This window comes from Brevibacillus sp. RS1.1 (genome assembly GCF_013284365.1).
GTDB lineage: Bacteria > Bacillota > Bacilli > Brevibacillales > Brevibacillaceae > Brevibacillus > Brevibacillus brevis_D.
This window is the reverse complement of sequence record NZ_JABSVA010000002.1, coordinates 1,034,802-1,057,245: the sequence shown is the minus strand read 5'-3', so window position 1 is coordinate 1,057,245 and position 22,444 is coordinate 1,034,802. Positions and strand designations below refer to the sequence as shown.

20 protein-coding genes, 3 pseudogenes and 1 riboswitch are annotated in these 22,444 nt (G+C 45.2%); of the genes and pseudogenes, 16 read left to right on the top strand and 7 right to left on the bottom strand.

What is annotated here, in order from left to right; all coding sequences use genetic code 11:
- The first annotated feature begins 40 nt into the window (after positions 1-40).
- Both HP570_RS10545 and yhbH read left to right on the top strand, forming a co-directional pair.
- Positions 41-1,939, top strand: a complete 1,899-nt coding sequence (locus HP570_RS10545) for a PrkA family serine protein kinase (RefSeq protein ID WP_142495164.1) — start codon at positions 41-43, stop codon at positions 1,937-1,939.
- A gap of 76 nt (positions 1,940-2,015) precedes the next feature.
- The gene (yhbH, locus tag HP570_RS10540) at positions 2,016-3,173 is read left to right on the top strand and encodes a sporulation protein YhbH (RefSeq protein WP_064201653.1); all 1,158 of its coding nucleotides are present in this window, start codon (positions 2,016-2,018) and stop codon (positions 3,171-3,173) included.
- A gap of 463 nt (positions 3,174-3,636) precedes the next feature.
- On the opposite strand, the pseudogene HP570_RS10535 reads toward yhbH, so the two are convergent.
- Positions 3,637-4,488 (bottom strand): annotated as a pseudogene (locus tag HP570_RS10535) (MFS transporter); the annotation flags it as partial.
- 262 nt (positions 4,489-4,750) lie between these two features.
- Here HP570_RS10535 and HP570_RS10530 point away from each other — a divergent pair.
- The 4 genes and pseudogenes from HP570_RS10530 to HP570_RS10520 form a co-directional block, all read left to right on the top strand.
- Positions 4,751-5,152 (top strand): DNA starvation/stationary phase protection protein, encoded by a 402-nt coding sequence (locus HP570_RS10530; protein WP_173625684.1) that lies wholly within the window; start codon positions 4,751-4,753, stop codon positions 5,150-5,152.
- Positions 5,153-5,178: 26 nt separating this feature from the next.
- Positions 5,179-5,511, top strand: a complete 333-nt coding sequence (locus HP570_RS29585; protein ID WP_254495167.1) for a DUF1259 domain-containing protein — start codon at positions 5,179-5,181, stop codon at positions 5,509-5,511.
- Positions 5,512-5,808 carry a DUF1259 domain-containing protein gene (locus HP570_RS29580; RefSeq protein WP_309139192.1) on the top strand — a complete coding sequence of 99 codons (297 nt, stop codon included), beginning with the start codon at positions 5,512-5,514 and terminating at the stop codon, positions 5,806-5,808.
- Positions 5,809-6,110: 302 nt separating this feature from the next.
- Positions 6,111-6,333: pseudogene (locus HP570_RS10520) on the top strand (SOS response-associated peptidase family protein); the annotation flags it as partial.
- Positions 6,334-6,844: 511 nt separating this feature from the next.
- On the opposite strand, the gene HP570_RS10515 reads toward HP570_RS10520, so the two are convergent.
- Entirely contained in the window at positions 6,845-7,864 is a 1,020-nt protein-coding gene (locus HP570_RS10515) for an alpha/beta fold hydrolase (protein ID WP_173625683.1), read from the bottom strand.
- Positions 7,865-8,008: 144 nt separating this feature from the next.
- Between HP570_RS10515 and HP570_RS10510 the strand changes: the two genes are divergently transcribed.
- Positions 8,009-8,917 carry a LysR family transcriptional regulator gene (locus HP570_RS10510; protein ID WP_173625682.1) on the top strand — a complete coding sequence of 303 codons (909 nt, stop codon included), beginning with the start codon at positions 8,009-8,011 and terminating at the stop codon, positions 8,915-8,917.
- A 263-nt stretch (positions 8,918-9,180) separates the two neighbouring features.
- A pseudogene (locus HP570_RS10505) lies at positions 9,181-9,441 on the top strand (protein prkA); the annotation flags it as partial.
- A gap of 83 nt (positions 9,442-9,524) precedes the next feature.
- On the opposite strand, the gene HP570_RS10500 reads toward HP570_RS10505, so the two are convergent.
- From HP570_RS10500 to HP570_RS10490, 3 genes are all read right to left on the bottom strand, one after another.
- Entirely contained in the window at positions 9,525-10,574 is a 1,050-nt protein-coding gene (locus tag HP570_RS10500) for an alpha/beta fold hydrolase (RefSeq protein ID WP_173625681.1), read from the bottom strand.
- A gap of 114 nt (positions 10,575-10,688) precedes the next feature.
- Positions 10,689-12,161, bottom strand: a complete 1,473-nt coding sequence (locus tag HP570_RS10495) for a methyl-accepting chemotaxis protein (RefSeq protein ID WP_087344134.1) — start codon at positions 12,159-12,161, stop codon at positions 10,689-10,691.
- A 1-nt stretch (position 12,162) separates the two neighbouring features.
- The gene (locus tag HP570_RS10490) at positions 12,163-12,717 is read right to left on the bottom strand and encodes a GNAT family N-acetyltransferase (RefSeq protein WP_173625680.1); all 555 of its coding nucleotides are present in this window, start codon (positions 12,715-12,717) and stop codon (positions 12,163-12,165) included.
- A gap of 191 nt (positions 12,718-12,908) precedes the next feature.
- A riboswitch (cyclic di-GMP riboswitch) is annotated at positions 12,909-12,992 on the bottom strand.
- A 442-nt stretch (positions 12,993-13,434) separates the two neighbouring features.
- Between HP570_RS10490 and HP570_RS10485 the strand changes: the two genes are divergently transcribed.
- The 4 genes from HP570_RS10485 to HP570_RS10470 all read left to right on the top strand — a co-directional run bounded on the left by HP570_RS10485 (position 13,435) and on the right by HP570_RS10470 (position 16,131).
- Positions 13,435-13,620, top strand: a complete 186-nt coding sequence (locus tag HP570_RS10485) for a hypothetical protein (protein WP_012684817.1) — start codon at positions 13,435-13,437, stop codon at positions 13,618-13,620.
- Positions 13,621-13,860: 240 nt separating this feature from the next.
- Positions 13,861-14,637, top strand: a complete 777-nt coding sequence (locus HP570_RS10480) for an amino acid ABC transporter substrate-binding protein (RefSeq protein WP_087344137.1) — start codon at positions 13,861-13,863, stop codon at positions 14,635-14,637.
- A gap of 73 nt (positions 14,638-14,710) precedes the next feature.
- A complete protein-coding gene (locus HP570_RS10475; RefSeq protein WP_064201660.1) occupies positions 14,711-15,370 on the top strand; it encodes an amino acid ABC transporter permease in 660 nt (219 codons plus the stop codon).
- 14 nt (positions 15,371-15,384) lie between these two features.
- Positions 15,385-16,131 carry an amino acid ABC transporter ATP-binding protein gene (locus HP570_RS10470; protein WP_012684820.1) on the top strand — a complete coding sequence of 249 codons (747 nt, stop codon included), beginning with the start codon at positions 15,385-15,387 and terminating at the stop codon, positions 16,129-16,131.
- A gap of 64 nt (positions 16,132-16,195) precedes the next feature.
- On the opposite strand, the gene HP570_RS10465 is transcribed toward HP570_RS10470, so the two are convergent.
- Positions 16,196-16,459: a KTSC domain-containing protein gene (locus tag HP570_RS10465; RefSeq protein ID WP_012684821.1), complete on the bottom strand. Its 264-nt coding sequence runs from the start codon at positions 16,457-16,459 to the stop codon at positions 16,196-16,198.
- Between the two features lie 458 nt (positions 16,460-16,917).
- On the opposite strand from HP570_RS10465, the gene HP570_RS10460 reads away from it, so the two are divergent.
- From HP570_RS10460 to HP570_RS10450, 3 genes are all read left to right on the top strand, one after another.
- The gene (locus tag HP570_RS10460) at positions 16,918-17,244 is read left to right on the top strand and encodes a PadR family transcriptional regulator (protein ID WP_012684822.1); all 327 of its coding nucleotides are present in this window, start codon (positions 16,918-16,920) and stop codon (positions 17,242-17,244) included.
- Between the two features lie 3 nt (positions 17,245-17,247).
- Positions 17,248-18,003, top strand: a complete 756-nt coding sequence (locus HP570_RS10455) for a VanZ family protein (RefSeq protein WP_173625679.1) — start codon at positions 17,248-17,250, stop codon at positions 18,001-18,003.
- 143 nt (positions 18,004-18,146) lie between these two features.
- Positions 18,147-20,441, top strand: coding sequence for a glycoside hydrolase (locus HP570_RS10450; protein ID WP_173625678.1), 2,295 nt, complete (start codon positions 18,147-18,149; stop codon positions 20,439-20,441).
- 51 nt (positions 20,442-20,492) lie between these two features.
- On the opposite strand, the gene HP570_RS10445 is transcribed toward HP570_RS10450, so the two are convergent.
- Positions 20,493-21,419 (bottom strand): LysR family transcriptional regulator, encoded by a 927-nt coding sequence (locus tag HP570_RS10445; RefSeq protein ID WP_012684825.1) that lies wholly within the window; start codon positions 21,417-21,419, stop codon positions 20,493-20,495.
- A gap of 136 nt (positions 21,420-21,555) precedes the next feature.
- Here HP570_RS10445 and HP570_RS10440 point away from each other — a divergent pair, with 136 nt between their 5' ends.
- Complete coding sequence (locus HP570_RS10440; RefSeq protein WP_012684826.1) at positions 21,556-22,302, top strand: SDR family NAD(P)-dependent oxidoreductase; 747 nt, start codon at positions 21,556-21,558, stop codon at positions 22,300-22,302.
- Positions 22,303-22,444 lie beyond the last annotated feature (142 nt).

Sequence of the window (22,444 nt, the reverse complement as noted above, 5' to 3'; positions counted from 1 at the left end):
TTGGGAAGAGAGAGGGGCTTAAGAGGGAGGAGTGTCGAACATGGACATTTTAAAACGGATCGCTGAGCACCGGGCCCGCGAAGAAAACCTGATGTGGAGAGGAACATTCGCCGAATATTTGCAACTAGTACGTAAAAATCCGCAAATTGCCCAGACGGCGCACTCACGCGTCTACAACATGATTAAAAGCGCGGGGGTTGAAGAGAACGAGGACGGCTCACGTTCGTATCAATTTTTTAGTCGAGAAATCTTCGGATTGGATCGTTCTGTTGAGCGCCTAGTGGAGGAATATTTCCACTCGGCTGCACGTCGTCTGGATGTCCGCAAACGCATCTTGCTCTTAATGGGACCTGTCAGTGGCGGTAAGTCTACGCTCGTGACGATGCTCAAGCGGGGACTGGAGGAGTATTCCAGAACGGAAGACGGAGCGATCTTTGCACTTGATGGTTGCCCGATGCACGAAGAACCTCTTCATCTAATCCCGCACGATCTACGTCCAGAGGTAGAAGAAGAGCTAGGCATCAAGATTGAAGGAGAATTGACGCCCTATAACCGGATGAGGTTGGAGACTGAATACGGAGGGTGCATAGAGGATTTCCCTGTTCGCCGGATTTTGTTTTCCGAAGCCAATCGTGTCGGGATCGGTACATTTAGCCCTTCCGATCCAAAGTCACAGGATATTGCCGATTTGACGGGGAGCATCGACTTTTCGACGATTACGAAGTACGGCTCTGAGTCTGACCCTCGTGCGTATCGTTTTGATGGGGAGCTGAACAAAGCCAATCGCGGATTGATGGAATTCCAGGAAATGCTGAAATGCGACGAGAAATTTTTGTGGCATCTCCTTTCGCTGACACAGGAAGGAAACTTCAAGGCAGGTCGTTTTGCCCTCATTTCTGCAGATGAGCTGATTGTTGCGCACACGAACGAATCGGAGTACAAGGCTTTTATTGGAAATAAGAAAAATGAGGCACTGCAATCTCGGATTATCGTCATGCCGATGCCGTATAATCTGCGTGTAAGTGACGAAGAAAAAATATACGCGAAATTAATTAAGCAATCCGACTTGGGGCATGTGCATATTGCACCACATGCGCTCCGATCAGCAGCAGTCTTTTCCATTATGACCCGCTTGAAAGAATCGAAAAAACAAGGGGCCGATCTGCTGAAAAAGATGCGGCTGTATGACGGTGAATCGGTGGAAGGCTTCAAGGGAGCCGATCTGGAAGAGCTGCGTAACGAGCATGCCGATGAAGGAATGTCCGGTATTGATCCGCGTTATGTTATCAACCGTATCTCTAGTGCACTGATCCGTCGCGACACGGAGTGCATCAATGCGCTTGATATTCTTCGGGCGCTAAAAGAAGGCTTTGACCAGCATCCGTCCATCACCAAGGAGCAGCGGGAGAGGTATATGAACTTCATCTCGATCGCGCGCAAGGAATACGACGAGCTGGCGAAAAAAGAAGTGCAGAAGGCGTTTGTCTACAGCTATGAAGAGTCGGCAAAAACGCTTATGGATAACTATTTGGATAATGTGGAAGCTTATTGCAATATGAACAAAATTCGTGACCCCGTTACCGGTGAGGAGATGGATCCAGATGAGCGCCTGATGCGTTCCATCGAGGAGCAAATCGGCATCTCGGAAAATGCCAAGCGGGCCTTCCGTGAAGAAATTCTCATCCGTATCTCGGCCTACGCGCGTAAAGGGAAGCGTTTTGACTACAGCACGCATGATCGTCTACGGGAAGCTATCGAGAAGAAGCTGTTTGCCGATCTGAAGGATGTCGTCAAGATTACGACCTCGAACAAAACGCCGGATGAGCATCAGCTCAAGAAAATTAATGAGGTCACCAAGCGTCTTATCGAAGAGCATCAATATTGCCCGGTTTGCGCAAATGAGCTGCTGCGCTACGTGGGAAGCCTGTTGAACAGATGACAGAACGTTGGCGACATGAGGGGCACGTCATAATCATATTCGGCGCAGATTGCGCCAGTTGCTAGGAGGAGACGGCATGAAAGATGAATCATCGTTCATTGTCTCCCGGGAAGACTGGTCGCTGCACCGCAAAGGGTACCAGGACCAAAATCGACACCAGGAAAAAGTGAAAGAAGCGATCAAAAAAAATCTGCCCGATCTCGTCAGCGAAGAAAACATCATCATGTCGAATGGTCGGGAAGTCATTAAGATCCCTATTCGCTCCCTGGATGAATACCGATTGCGTTTTAACTTCCAAAAGGGAAAACATGGCGGTCAAGGTAAAGGAAACAGTAAAGTAGGCGATGTCGTAGCCCGTGACGGCGATCCGGCGCAAGGGCCAGGAAAGGGTCAGGGAGCGGGCGATCAACCAGGTGTAGACTACTATGAGGCTGAAATCAGCGTAGAAGAATTGCAGGAGATGCTTTTCGCCGAGCTAGAGCTGCCGAACCTTCAACAAAAAGACGAGGAACAAATCGTCGTGGAAGAGACTCGGTTCAATGATGTCAGGAAAAAGGGCTTGATGGGTAACATTGATAAAAAACGTACGCTGATTGCGGCCATTCGCCGAAATGCGCTGGCAGGCTACAGTGATATGGAGCTGGGGATCACCGATGATGATCTACGCTTCAAGACGTGGGAAGAGATCATCAAGCCTCATTCCAATGCCGTCATTATTGCGATGATGGATACGTCGGGTAGTATGGGTGTGTTTGAAAAGTATATCGCCCGCAGCTTTTTCTTCTGGATGGTACGGTTTCTGCGCACCAAGTATGAAAAGGTCGAGATCGTCTTCATTGCCCATCATACGGATGCGAAGGAAGTGACAGAGGACACCTTTTTCTCGAAAGGGGAGAGCGGGGGGACGATCTGCTCCTCTGCTTACAAAAAAGCGTTGGAGATCATCGATAGCCGCTACCCGACATCGCAGTACAACATTTACCCGTTCCATTTTTCCGATGGCGACAACCTCACATCAGACAATGAGCGCTGCGTAAAGCTGGTAAAAGAGCTCATGGAGAGATGCAACATGTTCGGCTATGGCGAAGTGAATCAGTATAATAGGCACAGCACCCTTATGTCAGCGTATCGCCATATCAAGGAGCCGAAATTCATGCATTGTGTCATTCGGGAAAAGGGCGAGGTATACAAGGCATTGCGTACTTTCTTTGGCAAGAAAGAAGCTGTGAGGTAGTCCATGGAAGCAACCGGGCGAGAAATCGTCCGGTTGACTTGTATTTGTTTGCATGAGTCGGATGAACAAAATGTGAGTGTATTCACAAAAACATCGGATGCGCAACACGGAAGCCTTAACTCCAATGTGACAATCACTATTAAATCAATGGTTGTCACATTGTTTACATGTATTCAAAGTAGTTTTAAATTTGTTTAATTATCTCAGAACTTTTCGTAGACCAAGCCAAAGATTGCTACCCGCGCCTTCGCTTGGGCTACACCCCCCATCTAATAACCGGTGTACCGTCAACCAAATGACATAATACCCACATTAAGGATTTGGATGCAATAACAACCTCGATTTCCTTAGCGTACAGGAAATCGAGGTTGTTAAGTTTAATTAAGGGTTTGTTATTTTGATTCCTTTGTAGCTAGTGCTGTTTAAAGAAAATAAAGTTGTAGACTAGGAGGTAGCACCTGAATCAGTCTGACAAAGCCTGTTCTTGCGGCATGCCTTCTTTTTTTGCCTCTTGTCTTATCCATGAAAATAATAATAACGAGGCCGCGACTGCAATTGCCACACCGATCGTCCCGAACCACGGGATGGATGACAAGGATATCCGATCCACGGCGAGGCCGCCGATTCCCGCTCCTGCTGCCATCGATAATTGCATCGTGGACTGATTGAGACTAAGCATAATGCCTGAATAATTGGGTTCGATCCGTACCAAATTATACTGCTGTGTAGGACCGGTAGACCAGGCGGCGAACGACCACAGCATAAGGATGGCTACAACCGGCAACCATGAATGTGTGAATATGACGGCAACCGTGAGTAAAATCAAGGCGGGGGCTACCCCCCATTTATCCGTACTGTAGCCGCCGAATTTGGAACCAATTAAGCTGGCCACGCCGAACGCCAACAATACTCCGCTGAGCACTTCTTCATTTAAGCCCGCAACCTTGAGTAGATAAGGAGAAATGTAGGTATACGCTATAGAGTAGCCACCGAGCCAAAAGAAAGTGATCGAGAGTCCAAGAGCCACTTTTCTGCTTTTGAGGAGAGCAAGTTGCTTGGCTAAAGGTACGGGGGCATCCCCCTTTACTTGCGGGATGGTTTTATACAGAACAAAGATGGCAAGAAGACCCATAATGGCAATGAAACCGAATACTGATTTCCAGCCGTATGCCTCAGCGATCATGCGTCCGAGAGGAACCCCGATAATTAATGATGTAGTAAACCCCATCACTACGGTTGCAATTGAACTCGCCTGTTTACCTTCTGGCGCGATTTTCGCTGCTATATCCAAGGCGGTAACAACAACCATTCCAGCGAGGTAGGCAGAGGATTTATAACAGTAAACATCATTAAGGGGATGGAAAACGTTACCCTAGCTTATTTCTATCTTTTATTTTTATAATATTGAGATAAGTTTCCACCCATTTTTCATCGTCACTTTTAAGTAGTCTGCTTCCCATTCCATCTCATATTTACCACCAGTGTTAGCTGTTAGTATATGGCACTAATGTATAGAACCACAGTGCATCAAACAAAATATCTTTGTCCTTGAATGAAAATGAAGGGAGGAAAAATGGATGGCTACTCAGCAATATATTGTAAGTAAAAGTCCCATTGGATTTGATTCTTCAAAAGTCCAACAAATCACGGACATTCTAAATCCGGATTTAGCGACGTTGTTTCAGTTGTTTGAACTATGGCAGAAACATCAGTGGTATGTTCGAGGCAGCGAATATAAGGAACTACATAAGTGTTTTGATGCTTGGGGAGCACATTCACTGCAACACGCTGACACTGTGGCTGAACGCATTGTGACTGTTGGCGGTGTCCCTCTTGATCCAACTGATTTTCCACAGGCTTCTGGGTTTCAATTCAAACAGGCGGGTGTGCCCGGTATACGTGAAATGCTTCAGCATCAATTAGAGGCGCTGCTCGCCTTACTCCAAAAGCTACGGAATGATATCACGCAACTAGATTAACATTTAAACGAGTGGACAACCATTCGATGATGATGGGAGATTTTGTTCTCCTTGAAAAAGAAGTCATGCCTGTCGAGAAAATACTAATGGAGCAAGGAATTGAAGTGACTGCTTTACACAACTACATCATGGAAGAAAATCCAAAGGTCATGTATTTGCACGTTGCTGGCCATGATGATCCAGTAACTCTGGCTCAAAAAATGAAGCATGTTCTTGCCCTCACAGGCACTCCATTAACCTCTGCGCCACCTGATAAATCTCCGTCTATTTTTAACTGGTCTAAGATTGAGGGCATCATGGGGAGGAAAGGTGAGAAAAAAGGAAAGGTGTTTCAATTCTCTATACCACGGCCAGAATAAATTACGGAAAAGGGTGTACGAATTCCACCGGCTATGGGTACCGCGATGCCCATAAACTTTCAAATGATTGGAGACAAGGCGGCAACAACTGGTGATTTTGTTCTTTTATCAAACGAAGTGAATCCAGTTATTCGTGAGTTAACGAAAAATGGGATTACCGTAACAGCTATACATAATCACATGTTAGATGAATCTCCTCGACTATTCTTCCTACATTTCTGGGCAGTGGATGACCCTGAAAAGTTGGCTCGTGGACTCAGAGCAGCATTAAATCAAACCACAGTCGAACAAAATTGAAGTTGACCTTACGGTAAAAAACCGGGATCAGTGAACAGTAAAAACGATAAATGATATAACCATTTATATCATAGTACGTTTAACACTCTTTTTTCCGAACTTTTGATCATATACATCTTCCTCTGTATCCAACCAGAAGTGATATGATTCACCAACAACAATCGCTTCTTTATAGTGTCTTCAGAGTCAGCAGCTTTTGTATTATTATTTGTTTTTTCCAAGACAATCACTTCCTTACAACAAGGTATTCTTAGTGTAAGCCTCGAATAAATCAATACTCAGTACGATTTTGTTGACATTTAATAAAAAATGTCTCACCTGGACAACATATCCCGGTAATTATAGAGGACAAAGGAAAAAAGACGGATCGGGAAGCTCAAGTGGGGCCTTGTACCAAATTGGGCTGAAGATGAAAAGGTCGGTTACAAGATGATTAACGCTAGAGCAGAAACAATAACCGAAAAGCCAGCATTCCGGAATCTTTTCACTCGTAAACGATGTATTATTCCTGGAGATGGATTTTTTTATTAAATGTCAACAAAATGTGTTTAAGGGCATAACAAATATAATCAGTAGATAAGATGTATAACATTTTAAATATCTCAATCCGGCATAAATATCTTTCCATTTATAATGTGGTGTACATTGGCCATATCAAGATCTTTATGTTCTTTTTCAACGCAACTGGAAACTTAAGTTTTTCGAGAGTTCCAGTGAAATACATAAGAATGTTAACCCTAGCAAAAGACAGCCGACTAATTAGTCGGCTGTCTTTTCGTTAAGCTAACGGGCAGGTTAATTGAATTTATTGAACATACTACAGGTATGAGAACGAAAAAAATAATAAGTATGATTTTCAAGATTTAAGACACGCTACAGTTTCTTTTGTTTACTAAACCTAGCATCATTCAATGTGGATAAAAACTAGAATTTCAGCGTTCGCAGAATTCGTGAAAGCAAGTACGACCAAAGAAAAAAGAGGTCAAACCAGTACATTCTGGTGACCTCAAATACGATTCGTTAGGTTGATGACGTTCTATTCGTTAGCGCTAAGTGACAACAAGTGCTTCAGATTGTCATCGATGAATTGATTATCGGCACTGTTGATACCGCGGCCGGCAAAGTGACCCCAGATTGACTGGATCGGGTTAAGACTAGCATTAGGGATACGTGCAGCTTCATATGCATTATCGTCCGCTGTGCAGAAGAGATCGGTACTTCCCGGCATAATGCAAGCAAATGCCTTTATGCTTTTAAGTGCCTTATCAAAATCTCCGTTATAGGAAGAGTTGGCACTAATGTCTGCATGCTGGCCTGTCCATAACATGGCTAGGACGTTATGTGGATCCATATTCATAAAGCTATTTTCCCAGACACCAGCAACAAAATCCTCCAATGAGTCAAATCCCATCTCACGATAAAGCTCCTCTCGATAAAACGCATGTGATAATCCCCATCCCGCATACACCCGACCAACGGCGCGCATGTCTGCAGAAGTCAACTGGTTTAGTTTACTTGAGTCGAAGCCGACTGCAGATAGCAGTGAGGATTTTACACCTTCCAGCACTACATATGTGTGAGGCCAAGGTTTGGCGATACCTCCGAAAGGTGCAATCCGTTCGACCATCTCCGGGTAACTTGCCCCCCATTGAAATGCCTGAATGCCGCCCATGGACCATCCGACGACGAGAGCAATCTTCTGAATGCCGAATTTTTCGGTCAGTAGTTGATGCTGGAATCGTACGTTGTCATAGATAGTTACCTGTGGAAAGTTAGCCCGCTCGAATGGATGCGGCGTGTTGCTGGGAGAGGATGAAAGTCCATTACCAAGCAAATTTGGAACGATAATAAAATATTTCTCTGGATCAAGTGCCATTCCGCTGCCAATGAGCCATTCATTCTGAACATGCTGATCTCCAAACGCCGTTGGATAGACAATCACATTATCTTTCTGTTCATTTAATTTTCCGTATGTTTTATAAGCAAGAAAAGCATTGGGTAACGTCACTCCTGATTGTAAAAGTACATCACCCAAATTAAAAATTTCATAATCCATCGTATGGTCGCTCCCTTCAAAATGAAAAACCACATGTTCACTGTGATCTCTTGTACTCAGTATAGAGTCGTGATACTCTCAATAAAAGTGAATAGAATTTAAGATAGCATTCAATATAATTGAAAGAAGAAAGGGGGGCCTCCGATGGAATTGCGCCAACTGAATACGTTTTGCACGGTTGCTACAACATTGAATTTCACGCGGGCAGCAGAGGTGCTGAGCTACGTTCCTTCCAACGTCACGATGCAAATCAAAGCATTGGAAGAGGAGCTGGGTGTCCGCCTCTTTGATCGGTTGGGCAAGCAACTCGCGCTCACAACTGCGGGCAAACGCTTTTTAACGCATGCCCAAGGTGTTCTTGAAAAATTGGACGAAGCTCGCAGTGTTGTCCATGATAATGAAAAACTAAGTGGTACTCTAACGATAAGTGCGAATGAAGTTATTTGCTCCTATCGGCTTCCTCCTGTCTTCCAACGGTTTCGTTCGCAACATCCTGGTGTTCGCCTGATCTTTCGCTCAGTTCCGAATCAAGAGCTTAAGCAAACGTTATTCGAGGGAACGACGGATATCGTTTATATGCTGGATGAACCTATTTGCTCAAGTGGACTTGTCGTGGAACCGCTCGTAGAAGAGAATTTCCGTTTGTTGGCTGCTCCAGATCATCCACTTGCTAAGCGAACTGTGCTAAAGTTGGAAGATTTTCATGAAGAAGTGTTCTTGACCAATGAAAAGGGTTGTCCATATCGAACGATGTTTGACCGATCTTTTGAGAAAGAAGGCATTGATAGCATCACGTATCTGGAGTTTCAAAGTGCTGAAGCAATTAAAAAATGTGCAATTTCTGGAATCGGTATTGCTTTTCTTCCTGAAATCGTCGTGGAAGCTGAAATTGAACGCGGAGAACTTGTTGTCCTTCCATGGCAAATTCCGGATTTGCAGGTGTACACACAGATGTTGTGGCATAAAGACAAGTGGCTTTCACCAATCATGTTATCTTTCATAGAAGCAACAAGGAATGTTTTTCATTTACAGAATGAGAATAAAACCGTATAGCCTATGTACAAAAGAGGCATCAACAAAAATGTGAGAGGAGCTGGGTGAGAAAGGTGACTCATTATCCAACCTATCATGTCTATTTTATACGCGTAAAAAAATAAGTTGAACCAAACAAATACGTTGGATTCGTAGATATCCCATCGGGAACTTAAAAGCTCATTGGTTCAACTAACGGGAAACGTTAGTTCAATTGATTCATGGGCAGAAATGATCTGTCCTCCTTGTCAAGGACACTTACAGTAATTAGTAATTATCAGTGAATCCGTAACCCCGTTACAGGTGAGGACATGGATCCAGATGAGCGCCTGATGCGTTCCATCGAGGAGCAAATCGGCATCTCGGAAAATGCCAAGCGGGCCTTCCGTGAAGAAATTCTCATCCGTATCTCGGCCTATGCACGTAAAGGGAAGCGTTTTGACTACAGCACGCATGATCGTCTGCGGGAAGCTATCGAGAAGAAGCTGGTTGCCATAGCGCAAATGAGGCTGCTGCGCTACGTGGGAAGCCTGTTGAACAGATGACAGAACGTTGGCGACATGAGGGGCACGTCATAATCAGTAGCGTGGAGAGCTAATGAGATGATCGCAAAATAAAACCGTCAGAGTCATGCCCTGACGGTTTTTCGAATGAGCTCGATAAACTCCTCTGCTTTCTCGATATGTGGAGCGTGCCCCACATTTTCCATGACAATCTCCTGATAGAAACCACCAGCGCGCTGATATTGTTCAAGCACGTCACGAATTTGGGAGACCATCGGCTGCGGGGGATATTCGTCTTCCCCCGGCCAGCCGGGGACATAGCCAAGCTTGCCCAGCGTACCGAAATCAGCCAGCGACTGATCCGAGACAATGGCATCATCTGCACCGCGAATCCATAAAATCGGACACTTCGGCTCCATCTGGACAATACCGGACAAATTTACGTATTTGGGAGAAATCGCATTCGTAATTCCTGTCGTTCCAGGAGCAACGCCGGGCCAGTCGTTTACGTATTCAAAGGTACCGGGGTAAAAGTCCTCTCCCGTTCTCGTAGAGAGTATGGCGCGCACATAACGGTCTTCCTGCTCTGGACCAACTTGGAATGGGGGCTTGAAATAAAGCTGATTCATGACATTGCGAGGACTGGAGGGAGATTCATTGCTCATATCCTTGGCTGCAATCCTTTTGACCAGCTCGGAGTTGACGGCTCCTCCACCTGAGCCCGAGAAGCTGCTGAAGCACGGGGTGCCAGCTATATCCTTGGTTCCACCAAAGCCGTAAGGGGACATAGGGGCGATGAGAATCAGAGAGCGGACTTCCTGCGGGTGATCGATGGCAAACTGCATCGCGATCCCGCCACCCAACGACCAGCCGGCAAGATGGACAGGTGTTGGCAAGTCCAATGCCCGAATAAACGAATGAAGGTCATCCGACCAGTCTCGCAAACCGCGTGTCGCATCAATGGGCAATGCTTCACTTGCTCCATAGCCTCGCATATCAGGTGCATATACACGGTACTGGTCACATAGCGCCGCAATGGTATCATCCCAGAATAAGTTAGCTGACGCATTGCCGTGGATGAGAAGGAGCGGTTCTCCTTCCGGTACGCCCGCTGTCAGGTAAGAAACGAGCAATCGATCGGTCTGAATCGTTTTGGTTTCGATTCGTGCATCCATCAATGATGTGCCTCCTTTCGAGTAATTTATATCAGAATATTCTTATTATATATCCATTCAGTTATAAAATGAAAAAAGAAAACAACCGCCATTGAAAAGGCGGTTGCAGGAAGGCTACATATGGAGACCACGCATTTGCTGTTCGATTTTCTCAAAGCCGCCAGAAACCTTAACGACTTCGTCTTTTTGCTCAGAAACGAGAACAAGCACTTCTTCCAGGCTCTCTTTGTTCTTGTCGGTAATATCGGCGTTGACTTCTACTTTTGCGCCAACTTCCTGAATCATGCTGTGAACATGGACGATGAACTCTTGCAGGTTCTTCGTTTTATCTGCGAAGTTTTGCATGTAGTTGTCTACATTGGTGAACATTTCTTGTACTTCGAGGATGCCCTCGCTATTTTTCTCAAAAGACGTCTGTGACTCGGAAATCATATCCGATACGAGCTTCATTTTTTCACGAATGGTCATGAGCAAGCTCGAGATCGACTCGGAGGATAGCTTGGAGGATTCAGCGAGCTTGCGTACTTCATCTGCTACGACAGCAAATCCTCGGCCGTGTTCACCTGCCCGAGACGCTTCAATCGTGGCATTGAGTGCCAACAGGTTGGTTTGTGCAGAAATATCGGAAATGGTTTGAATGATTTTCCCAATCGATTCGGTTTCTTTATTGAGCTCTTGAATCAGCTGGTTCGTACCTTGGATGTCCGTGATGAATCGTTCAAAGTCATTGCCGATGTTGCCAATGCGTTTTCCACTCTCGCTAGTGGCTTCTTTGGTCGATTCTACGTACTCATGCATCTCTGTAACAGAGCGGGTCATGTCCTCAACTTGCAGATTCGTCGAGCTCATTTCCCGACGCAGCTCATCCGTATTGCTAGTCTGGACCGTAAAGGACTCCATAATGTCTTGCAGGGAAGCGACGGTTTCGACAGCGCGAACATTTACACCATCTGTTACCTTGTTCAAATTCTCTTGATAGTCTTGCATAGAGGTGAGAGATTCATTAATTTGATCGAGAACACGTTGCAACGATTCCTTCGAGGCAATCGCTTCTTGCTTTTGTTGCTCACTTTCCTCTTGCAGTTTGTTATTGAATACAGCATGCATCATGCTCGTGATAGAGACGAAGCAGAAGGTGAGCAGGAAGTACATCAGGTCAAGATTGCTTGTCGAATGGAAAATCAATTCTCTCTGTGTCAGGAAGTAGTAAGAGACAATGCCTAATGTCGATACAATGGTTAAAATATTGATGAGTCGGTCTTGATAAATCCCCATGACGGCTACAAAGAACATAATGGTCATGATATTGATCATATGCGGGTCCAGTCCAACTACAATGAACATGAAGATCCCGATTACGACTAAGTTGAAGAACTTCATGAAGGGCGCTGCTTTTTCACGGAAGCTCGGGCGATTGGAGATGTAAGTAAAAGGTGCCAGCACGCCATACAAAATACCCAGTATTGTGAAAACGAATGTGTACGAGACGCCTAGAAAGAGGTTTAAGACCTGAACAACTGTAATAATACTTGCGAATACGATTACGACCCAATTGTTTCTTCTTCTCAATAGATCAATGTTATCCATGTTACCCACCTACCTCGACTTTTACTTGATTGGACGACGACGAATTGTACCAGGAATATTTCGGATCGTGCTTATTGTCATAGACATCTTTTAGATGAAAGAGGGTCGGAATGGCATCGGCCCCTTTGTAAAAGACGATATCTTTGGTCTGAATCGCCTTTACTTGATACTTCGTGTTAATAAATTTAAAAAAAGTTGGATCTGCTACCCCGATTGCGTGGGTATAACCATGCTTTTCAGCGTAATCTATCATCAAGCAAATTCCTTTTTGCCCTAGTTGTCCACGGTATTTTGGCAAAACAGCGAGACTGTCTACCTCCATTACTTTCATATCTTCTGTAACAACATCCTGAAATAGTGATTTTATATAAGCACTTGATTTGGAAAAGGGCGTCATTTCAAATGTTCCACCTGCTTCACCATCATCGGCAAGTAGGAGGAATTGTGCGGAGCCTTCTTTCGCGTACTCCATCTCGAAGCCCATGCTTGTCCATACTGTTTCTTTGATTTCATGAAATTTAGCTAACTCTTGTACGGTTTCTACTTGTTTGTACATAACTTCTCCACTCCATCGTTTTCTGATTACCGTGTTGTGTATGTTTGACGTCCCAAAAGTTATGTTTTTCCATTCTGTTGCAAAAATGAGAGTGCTTTCATCCCCCTTTCAAAAAACGAAACACAAAAAAAGGCCGTTCCATCGAAATGGAACAACCGAAGCTACCAACATCAAAATAATTGTTCCAAGATGATGGCAACCCGGCTATCATGGTCAAAGACTGTAGACCCGTGGTTTTGCGTCGCCACCTTTCGATGACTTTGCCTTTTGCATTTATTAGCAAAACTTGTAAAAGTGTGTCGAATTTTGCTGGACATAATCATGCAAAATATAAGACAAAAGATATACTTTGTCAAGTTTTGGTAGGGTAAAGAAACTAATTGTTCATAAAGTATAGACGAACAAAAAACCATTTGTGATATCAACTAGTCCTTCATTCATAGGCGTTAGGTTAGGGTACGCAGAATGTCTAAAACTTCGGTAGGCTCCATTCGGCTTTGTTGCCTTCCCCAAGGATATCGAATGTGAACTGTTGCCCATCTAAATTTACTTTATATAAAGGTACTTTCCCCTGTTTGATGAAAGAGAAACCTTCTGAAAAAGTTTTTGGTGTTTGAATGCACGTAGCTGCTCAGGAGTTGAAAGGAATACATAAAAATCACCCGTAACAAAAATTTTCCAACCATCCGATAACTAGAAGGAATAGGAGGGGATATTATGAAGGAAGCAAAAGTGATTCAATTCTACTTTTCCGGAGGCGGTGAAACGATTAGCATCGAATCCACGGAACCGGAAGAGATCATTCAAATGGTCGCTAATCAAAACGACGGATGGCTCCAGTATGATGATGTTGTCATCAACGTGAGAAATGTTTCATATATCAAAGTGTGCAATCAGGCGTAAGGATAGGGAGCGGATGTATATAGCTCCAACACGAAAAAGCTCTCCATTGAATGCGGAGGGCTTTTTCGTGTTGGAGGTAGCCGGGCATTTTCCCCAATTATTTGGCGTATATTTCTAAGGTGCTTTTGTTTACTAAAGTATCGACTATTCCTTGCTAATATGCTATCATGATACCTTGTTAACGTATTACCACTTTATCAGAGTAAAATATAGAGCAGGGAAACGAGGGGGATCATCACGATGAAGAAAATAGCATGGATGTCATTGTTGTTGGGTGCGGTGGTTTCGTTGGTAGTGGGCTGTTCCAGCGCAAAAACTGGCGCTGACGCAAATAAGCTGATTATCGGAATTGATGATAAGTTTGCACCGATGGGTTTCCGGGATGAGAAAAATGAGCTAGTCGGTTTTGATATTGATTATGCACGTGCAGCTGGCGAAAAAATGGGAAAACAAGTTGAGTTTCAAACAATCGACTGGAGTGCAAAAGAGTCTGAACTAAACAGTGGTCGTATTGACTTGATCTGGAATGGATATACGATTACAGATGAGAGAAAAGGGAAGGTTCTCTTTACCAAGCCTTATCTGAAAAACGCACAAGTAGTGGTCACGAAGGCAAATAGCAACTTGACCAAGCTGTCAGACTTGGCTGGTAAAGCAATTGGTTTGCAAAAGCTGTCTTCCGCAGCTGACGCGATTAATGCGAGTGATATCAAAAATCAGGTCCAATCGATTACCGAGTTCCCTGATAACGTACTGGCACTGAGTGATTTGAAGATCGGTCGTGTAGAAGCAGTCGTCATCGACCAGATTGTGGCCGATTACTATATGGCAAAAGAGCCGGGAGCATTTAAGCAGTTAGAAGAATCGCTGTCTCCTGAGGAATATGGAATTGGCGTCAAAAAAGGCAACGAGGCATTGCAAAAAGAGCTGCAAAAAGCACTGGATGCAATGAATCAGGATGGTACAGCTGCAAAAATATCGGAAAAATGGTTCGGCGAAAATCGTGTATTGAAATAAGCAGAACAGCGATGGCTTCGCCGCATGATTGGCGAAGCCACGCTTTTATTTTCAGGATTAGGAGCATACCAAGATGAGCGTAGACTACATTCTCTCCATTACGAAGCCCATGCTAGAAGGGGCGCAGATGACGGTGCTGTTGTTTCTCATCGCCATTCTGCTTTCCATTCCATTAGGTTTTCTGATCACCTTACTGGCAAAGAGCAGTAATAAGGCGCTGGCCTGGCTCGCGCATACGTATGTATATGTGATGCGTGGGACGCCTCTCTTATTGCAGCTGTTGTTTATTTGCTTCGGGCTGCCTCTCTTGCCCGTAGTGGGAGATTATTTGGTGATGGATCGGTTCGTCGCTGCATGTGTCGGTTTCGTGCTGAATTACGCAGCGTATTTCGCGGAGATTTTCCGTGGAGGACTGCTGTCGATCGACAAAGGACAGTACGAAGCGGCGCAGGTACTCGGCTTTAGCAAATGGCAGACAACCAACAAGATTATTTTGCCGCAAATGTTTCGCGTGGCTTTACCTGCCGTCGCAAATGAATCAATTACCCTTGTAAAAGACACAGCGCTGCTCTATGCAGTTGCCGTTCCAGAATTGCTTCACTTTGCACAAACGGCTGTGAATCGTGACTTTACCATCGTTCCGTTTTTTATTGCCGGAATCATTTATTTGTTGATGACGCTATTGTTGACGTTATTCTTTAAGTGGCTGGAAAAAAGGTTCAAATTCGAATAAAGGGCTGGCGCAATATGGATATCATTCAAGTATCGAATCTAAAGAAATCGTTTGGCAATCAGGAAGTTTTGCGAGATGTCTCGTTTTCGGTGAAAAAGAACGAAGTCGTGGCAGTAATCGGGCCTTCTGGCTCCGGTAAAAGCACGATGCTGCGCAGCTTGGTCAACCTCGAGCAGGTGAATGGTGGTAGCATTCGTGTGCAGGATGATTATTTGGTGAAGGACGGCGTCTATGCCGGTAACCAGGAAATCAAGCAGATCACGTCGAGAATGGGCATGGTCTTCCAGCATTTTAATCTGTTCCCTCATCTAACGGTGAAGGAAAATCTGGAGATCGCACCACGTGTAGTCAAAGGTGAGGCGTCTTCAGACATCCGGAAAATGAGTGCAGAGCTCTTGGAAAAGGTCGGTCTGTCTGATAAGGCAGACGCGTATCCAGCGAAGCTCTCAGGCGGACAGAAGCAGCGTGTAGCGATCGCCAGAGCACTGATGATGAACCCGCAAATCTTGTTGTTTGACGAGCCTACGTCTGCACTCGATCCCGAACTGACGGGTGAGGTCCTGCAAGTCATCAAGCAGCTTGCCCAGGAGCATATGACGATGATGGTAGTGACGCATGAGATGGGATTCGCACGCGAGGTGGCGAACCAAATCATGTTTATGGACAAAGGGGAATTCGTAGAGTCTGGGACACCGGAGCAATTGTTTACAAACGCTAAATTTGAGCGGACGAAATCTTTTTTGCATCGCGCGTTAAAATAGAGAAGATCAACAACAAATGCCCTCAGTGTCGAGAAGACAGACTGAGGGCATTTTGTATAGCAGGCTACATCACCTGATAGTTCAAGTACCGTTGGCTGATGAACGAATGAAAATGATCGCTGAACGAGTCAGCATTTAAAAACGCATTGTAAGCGTAAGGAGTGACCCGACAGTAAACGAGCTCGCGTCCATCGTGAAAACGGATGTAGAGGTGGCTTGTGGCCAGATCGTAGCGTGCAGCTTTGATCAATTTCGAATCCAGTTCCTTGTAGGTAATTTCTTGAGGTTGATTCTGACGTGGCAGAAATTGGCGGAAAAAAGATCTCAATGTACGTGAAAACTCCTTTATCGGCTTATCTATTTCTACGAGTCTTTATTTTACGCAAAAATTTGGATTCGGAATACAAAAATAGCACACCGATTGCAAAATAGGCTAAGAGAACCGTATTCAGAACAATCATTGGAAAGTGGGCAAGCATGTAAGTGCCTCCTGTTAGAGAGAATGAAGTCACGAATGAAAAGTAACCTGCTCCAAAAAAGTGAAAATCTTCTTTTTGCTTCGTTCTATGGGCCTATCATCTGGTTGAGTGTAGAAAGGAATGATCATCCGAAAGTATGTAGACTCATGAAAAACGTTGTCGAATATAGTCTATATTACCTATTTTATAATTGTCAATAATTACATAGCACCAAAAGTGCAATTCGAAAATTCCCTTGATAAAATACCTTGTATTACGAGGTATAGTGTGATAATCTCTAGGCATATCACGGGGAGGAGATGCTTTTGTGAACAAGGAGTTGTTGAAAGGAAGCATTGATCTATTGCTTCTCTCGCTGATCGCACAAAAAGATCAGTACGGCTATGAGTTGGCCAAGAAGATTCGCGATAAAAGCGATGAGCTGTATGAAATCGGTGAAGGCACATTATATCCTGCTCTTAAGAGACTGGAGACGCAAAAGGCAGTGGAGTCTTACTGGGGGGAAGCCAACGAAGGCGGACGCCGCAAATATTATCGGATTACCAAGACAGGCCAAGGGCTTCTGCAAGACAAGATGAAGGATTGGCAGAGCTTGAGTAGACTCATTTTGCTTTGCAATGAGGGAAGTGAGTAACGAATGAAGCTCGAACAATATGCAGAACAGGTTGTCAGTCGCTTGCCATGCTCGAAATGGGAAAAGCAGGATGTCAAAGATGAGCTGATGGATCATTTGAACAGCATGAAAAGTGAGCTGGTCGAAGAAGGCTATGAAGAACAGGAAGCCGTTTTACTGACCATTCAACGATTTGGTTTGACGAAAGCAATCAGTCGGCAACTGTCTGAGTCCATGCCGCTCATTGATAAATACATCCGTAAATGGGTCATGACCTTGTTTTTCTTGTATGTAGCTATCTCTAGTTATCTCTTGTTATTGTCACCGGATCGCTTCCGACGCAGAGCTTTTACCGTGGAATGGAAGCAAAGGATGCTGGAATACGGCGTCCCGCAATATACGCATTTGTTCCAAAATACGAAACCATTTCAAACCTTGGTGGATTACGTTTATCATTATGACAATTACAGCTTTGGCACTGTCATCTATAACCTGATTGGCAATGTCATGTTGTTTGTTCCGCTCGGGCTGTTGCTGCCGTTGATATTTATGTCCTTTCAAAGCGTGCACCGCGTGTTTTTTCTCACGCTTTCGGCCAGTCTCATCATCGAAACCTTGCAGCTATTGTTTTCGTTAGGCAGCTTTGATGTTGATGATTTGCTGCTAAACGTACTCGGCGGTTTAATTGGCTATGGGATGTTTCGAGTAGGGGCGGCGCTGATCCGTAAGCGACGGAACAATAACAAATTTGATGACGATCTGTCTGCCTCCTCTTTTTAGCGGGTCAAAATTTGTAAAAGCTTTTTGAGTGACCGGGGTCGCACGATTGTAAGGCGGCCTTGGCAAAGGCTTTAGCCATTTTTTTTGCATATGTACATCGTAATGCGATATACATAGTGAATCGATTATTTAGGAGGGTTTTTATGAAACGATCACCGATTTTCCTCATAGCATTTGTGCTCCTGCTCCAAGTCGTAGTTGGCTGTGAGAGCAACAAGGCTACCGAACAAGTGCAGTCGAAGCAGCACTCAGAATTTACTTTTGATGCGAATCCAGATACCTTCGAATTATTCGTCGAGAGAGACGGAGTGAAGGAAAGCGCTTCGGAGCCGATGCCTGCGCGCAAGGTAACGAATGTACAAAAAGGTGAACAAGAGATTGCTTGGAGCTACCCAGACGATCAGCTGGATGTCTCGATCAAAAAGAAAGAGGATCATTTGCAAATCACTCTGGCTTCCACAGGAACAGAGAGCTTTTCCTGGCCGACAGTTAAAGGAGCAAGCTACATGGTGCCCTTGGGAGAAGGGAAATGGATTCCTGCGGCTGACAGCAAGTGGCAGTCCTTTTTAAAAGAAGAGAGTCTTAGCTTTGCTGAGTCTTTTTCCATGCGCTTTTTTGCTGTGAACAAGACCAAGTATACGCTGATGTACGTCGTGGACAATTTGTTTAACAACACCGTCGATTTTGTCGTTGATCCGACGATTGGGTTTACGTTTTCGCACGAGTTCCCCACGATTAATCCGGACAAGACCTACGGGTTCCGCTTGTATGTCACAGAGAACGATCCGGTTAGTGTAGCAGGTGTTTACAAGCAATATGTCAAGGAGCAGGGAGGACTGCTGACCCTGGCTGAAAAAGCAAAAGCCAATCCGAATATTGAAAAGCTTTACGGCGCTCCTCATTTCTATTTGTGGAACAAGAGCTTCTTATCGGTCAACGATGTGAAATGGAATGCACTGAAAACGAAACTGAACGCGAGCTTCATCAGGGCACTTGAGGAAATCTTGGCTTCCAATGAAGTGGACGGAAAAGAGAGCATCCAGCAATTCCGCGAGATTCAGAAGCAGGATTACGTCGCGGATTATCAAAAGAAAGCACTCCTCAGCGGGTTGAATTATGCTTTGCGTTCCCGTGAGTTTTACACTCCGCAGCAATTTCCACATGTCGATGAAGAGGTAAAAAGATCGTTTGGAAAAGGGATCGACACGTTGACAGAATCACAGCTGTATGACATGAACAAAAAGGTGCTGAAAAGTGTGCTCCAAGATGTCGTTCCACCTGTGGAACAGTGGGGGAATGCCGACTCTACTGATCTCTTGAAAGAAATGAAAGCGGCGGGGATTGATCGGGCATGGATCGGTTTGCCTGATTGGACAGCAGCCTATATGAAGCCAGCGTTCATTCAAAAGGCGAATGAGACAGGCTATTTGATCGCCAGCTACGATTCCTACCATTCGATTCATCAGGAGGAAAATCCCGATTGGAACACAGCTATTTTCAAGGATAAGAGCTTGTACGAGAACGCAACGATTTCAAAGAAAAATGGAGAGAAGAAAGCTGGTTTTCTCCAACAGGGGAGATTGCTGAATCCGACTCTATCACTGCCGAGTGTCAAACAGCGCATGGATGAAATCATGAGTAACGATGTTGCCTTTAATTCGTGGTTTATTGATGTGGATGCAGCAGGAGATTTCAACGATGATTATTCGCCACAGCACACGACGACTGAGGCAGAGGATATGAAGGCAAAGCTTGCGCGTATGGACTACATTCGCGATGAAAAGAAGTTGGTTATCGGGTCTGAAACTGGAAATGATTTCGCCAGTCAGAGTATCGCCTATGCCCATGGCATTGAGACGCCTGTCATCAAATGGGCCGATCCAGACATGCGAAAAAACAAGCAAAGCCCGTATTATGTAGGAGGCTACTGGTCCCCGGCGGGAGAGGTCCCAGAACGATACGCCAAACAGGTTCCGATCAAGGAAGAGTATCGTCATGTATACATTGATCCTGCCTATTCTTTGCCACTGTACAAGCTCGTGTACAACAATGCAGTGATCACGAGCCATCACTGGGAGTGGGGCAGTCTGAAGATAAAGGATGAAGTCGGCACCCGTATGCTTAAGGAGCTGCTTTACAATGTACCGCCACTCTATCATTTGGATAAAAAGATGTGGGATGAAAACCAACCATTAATCACGAACTATTTGAAGGTATGGTCTCCTTTCCATAAAAAAGCGGTGCAGCAAGAAATGACCGATTATCGCGTCTTGTCCGAGGACAGGCTCGTGCAGAAGTCGGTTTATGGGGAGGATCTGCAAGTGATCGCCAACTTCTCTGAGCAAGATTTCACGTACGAGGGGCAAGTGGTGAAGGCCAGATCAGCTCTGATTATGAACGGGAACGATAAACAAACCTTCTTTGCTCCAGCGCAGTAAGAACGATTTGAAAAAGGCTGTCCGCGAAAATGAAGCGGCAGCTTTTTTCTGCTAAGGAGTGGGTGGGTATTTCTTGCTTTTCAAATCGTATTGGAGTCGATTAATGAAGTTCATGGAAATACGGGAATAATGCCGTTCCTCCGAGCGTACCCACCCATAATAGACGGGTTGTTGATAAGGAATATCCAAATCAAGCGTAATTGAATCGGAGTCTTGCAAATGAGGCTCATGAACAAAAGAATAGTCCAGCCCGATGGTTACCGCGAGATTTTGCCGGATTGCATTGCGGAGCGCTTCTGTGTTGTTCGACGTAAACAAAATGTCGACAGGACCGTAAGTCGCGGCAAAATCCTCTACGAACCATTTGACGTAGTCGTCGTTGTACAGGACGAAGGAGTGCTTGCGAAGCTCTTCAGGTGTGACGGAATCCTGGTAGGCAAGTGACGAGTTTTTGCCTACACCAACGACCATTTTTCCCTCTAGCAACTGTTCGAACACCAAGCCGAGGCCTTCGCTCTTTTTGAGAAGATTCTCATGGATAATGACCAGACCAATGTCCAGCTTGTCCTGGAGAATATCCTCTAATATTTCCTGTGTGCCTTTTTCGGCAATTTCGGTACGGATGTAAGGATAATCTTTTTTAAAGCTCGCGACGGCATCGACCAGAAGATTCATGGGACCGGGAATGGTCGCCAGTCTGAGCTCTCCGCTCAACGTGTTCGTATAGTTTTGTGCTTCTTCCCAAATCTCCTGGATCTTTCCCAATGCTTCAAACGCTTTTTTGATGATGATGCGTCCTTCAGAGGTCGGTACAGCTCCGAGACGCGAACGTGAAAAAAGAGTAACGCCCAGCTCAGCTTCCAAACTGGAGAGCGACTGGCTGATGGCGGAGAGGGTGATATGCTTGTTCTGAGCGGCTTTGGTCAAGGAGCCTGCCTTCGCTATTTCTACGATATATTCCAGTTGTTCCAGATGCATTTGGTAAGATCACATCCTTTAGTGGTACTTAAGGAAAGGTAAGTATGTTTACATATTTTTAAATATAAAAGAGTCCTATAATGAAAGCAAGGCAAGAGATCAGTTACAAGAGACATAATAGATGGAGGCGTTTACCATGGCGAGACTCGAAGGGAAAGTAGCGATCGTAACAGGTGGAGCAAGTGGAATCGGAGAAACGACCGTCCGTCTCTTCGCAAAAGAAGGGGCGAAAGTCGTGATTGCTGACTTCTCCCCACGTGGAAATGAATTGGCGGAAGAGCTGAATCTAGCGGGCTTCGATGCGTTGTTCGTGAAAACGGACGTAACGAAAGAAGATGAAGTAAAAAATATGGTGAGCGCCACTGTAGTAAAGTACGGAAAGGTAGATATTTTGTTTGCCAATGCGGGTATCGCGAAAGACGCACCTGGTCATCTGTTGAGCTTGGATGACTGGCAAAGAACGATTGATATCAATCTGACTGGCGTATTCTTGTGCGATAAATATGTCATCGAGCAAATGCTGGCACAGGGGACTGGCGGCGCGATTGTCAACTGCGGCTCGATCCATAGCCATGCCGGAAAAGCAGGTGTGACAGCTTACTCTTCCGCCAAAGGTGGCGTGAAGCTCCTGACCCAGACACTGGGACTTACGTATGCCAAGCAAGGGATTCGCGTAAATGCGGTCTGCCCAGGCTATATTGATACACCACTGATTGCTGGGCGCAATGAGGCTTTGAATGAGCACTTGATCGGGTTACATCCGATGGGACGCTTGGGTAAACCGGAAGAAGTCGCTAAGGCCGTTCTGTTCCTTGCCAGCGACGATGCCTCCTTCGTCACTGGGACAAGCCTGCTGGTTGATGGCGGTTATACAGCGCAATAAGATGTTCTTTCTCCTCGCGTAGATTTTTGTCTACTCGTGGAGATTTTTTTTGCTAAGACTCATCGGACAAATGCCCTCGACTATCGTCCAAGCGGGCGCAAAACCGTTCGAATAGGATGGGAATAAGCGATTACGCAAGGGG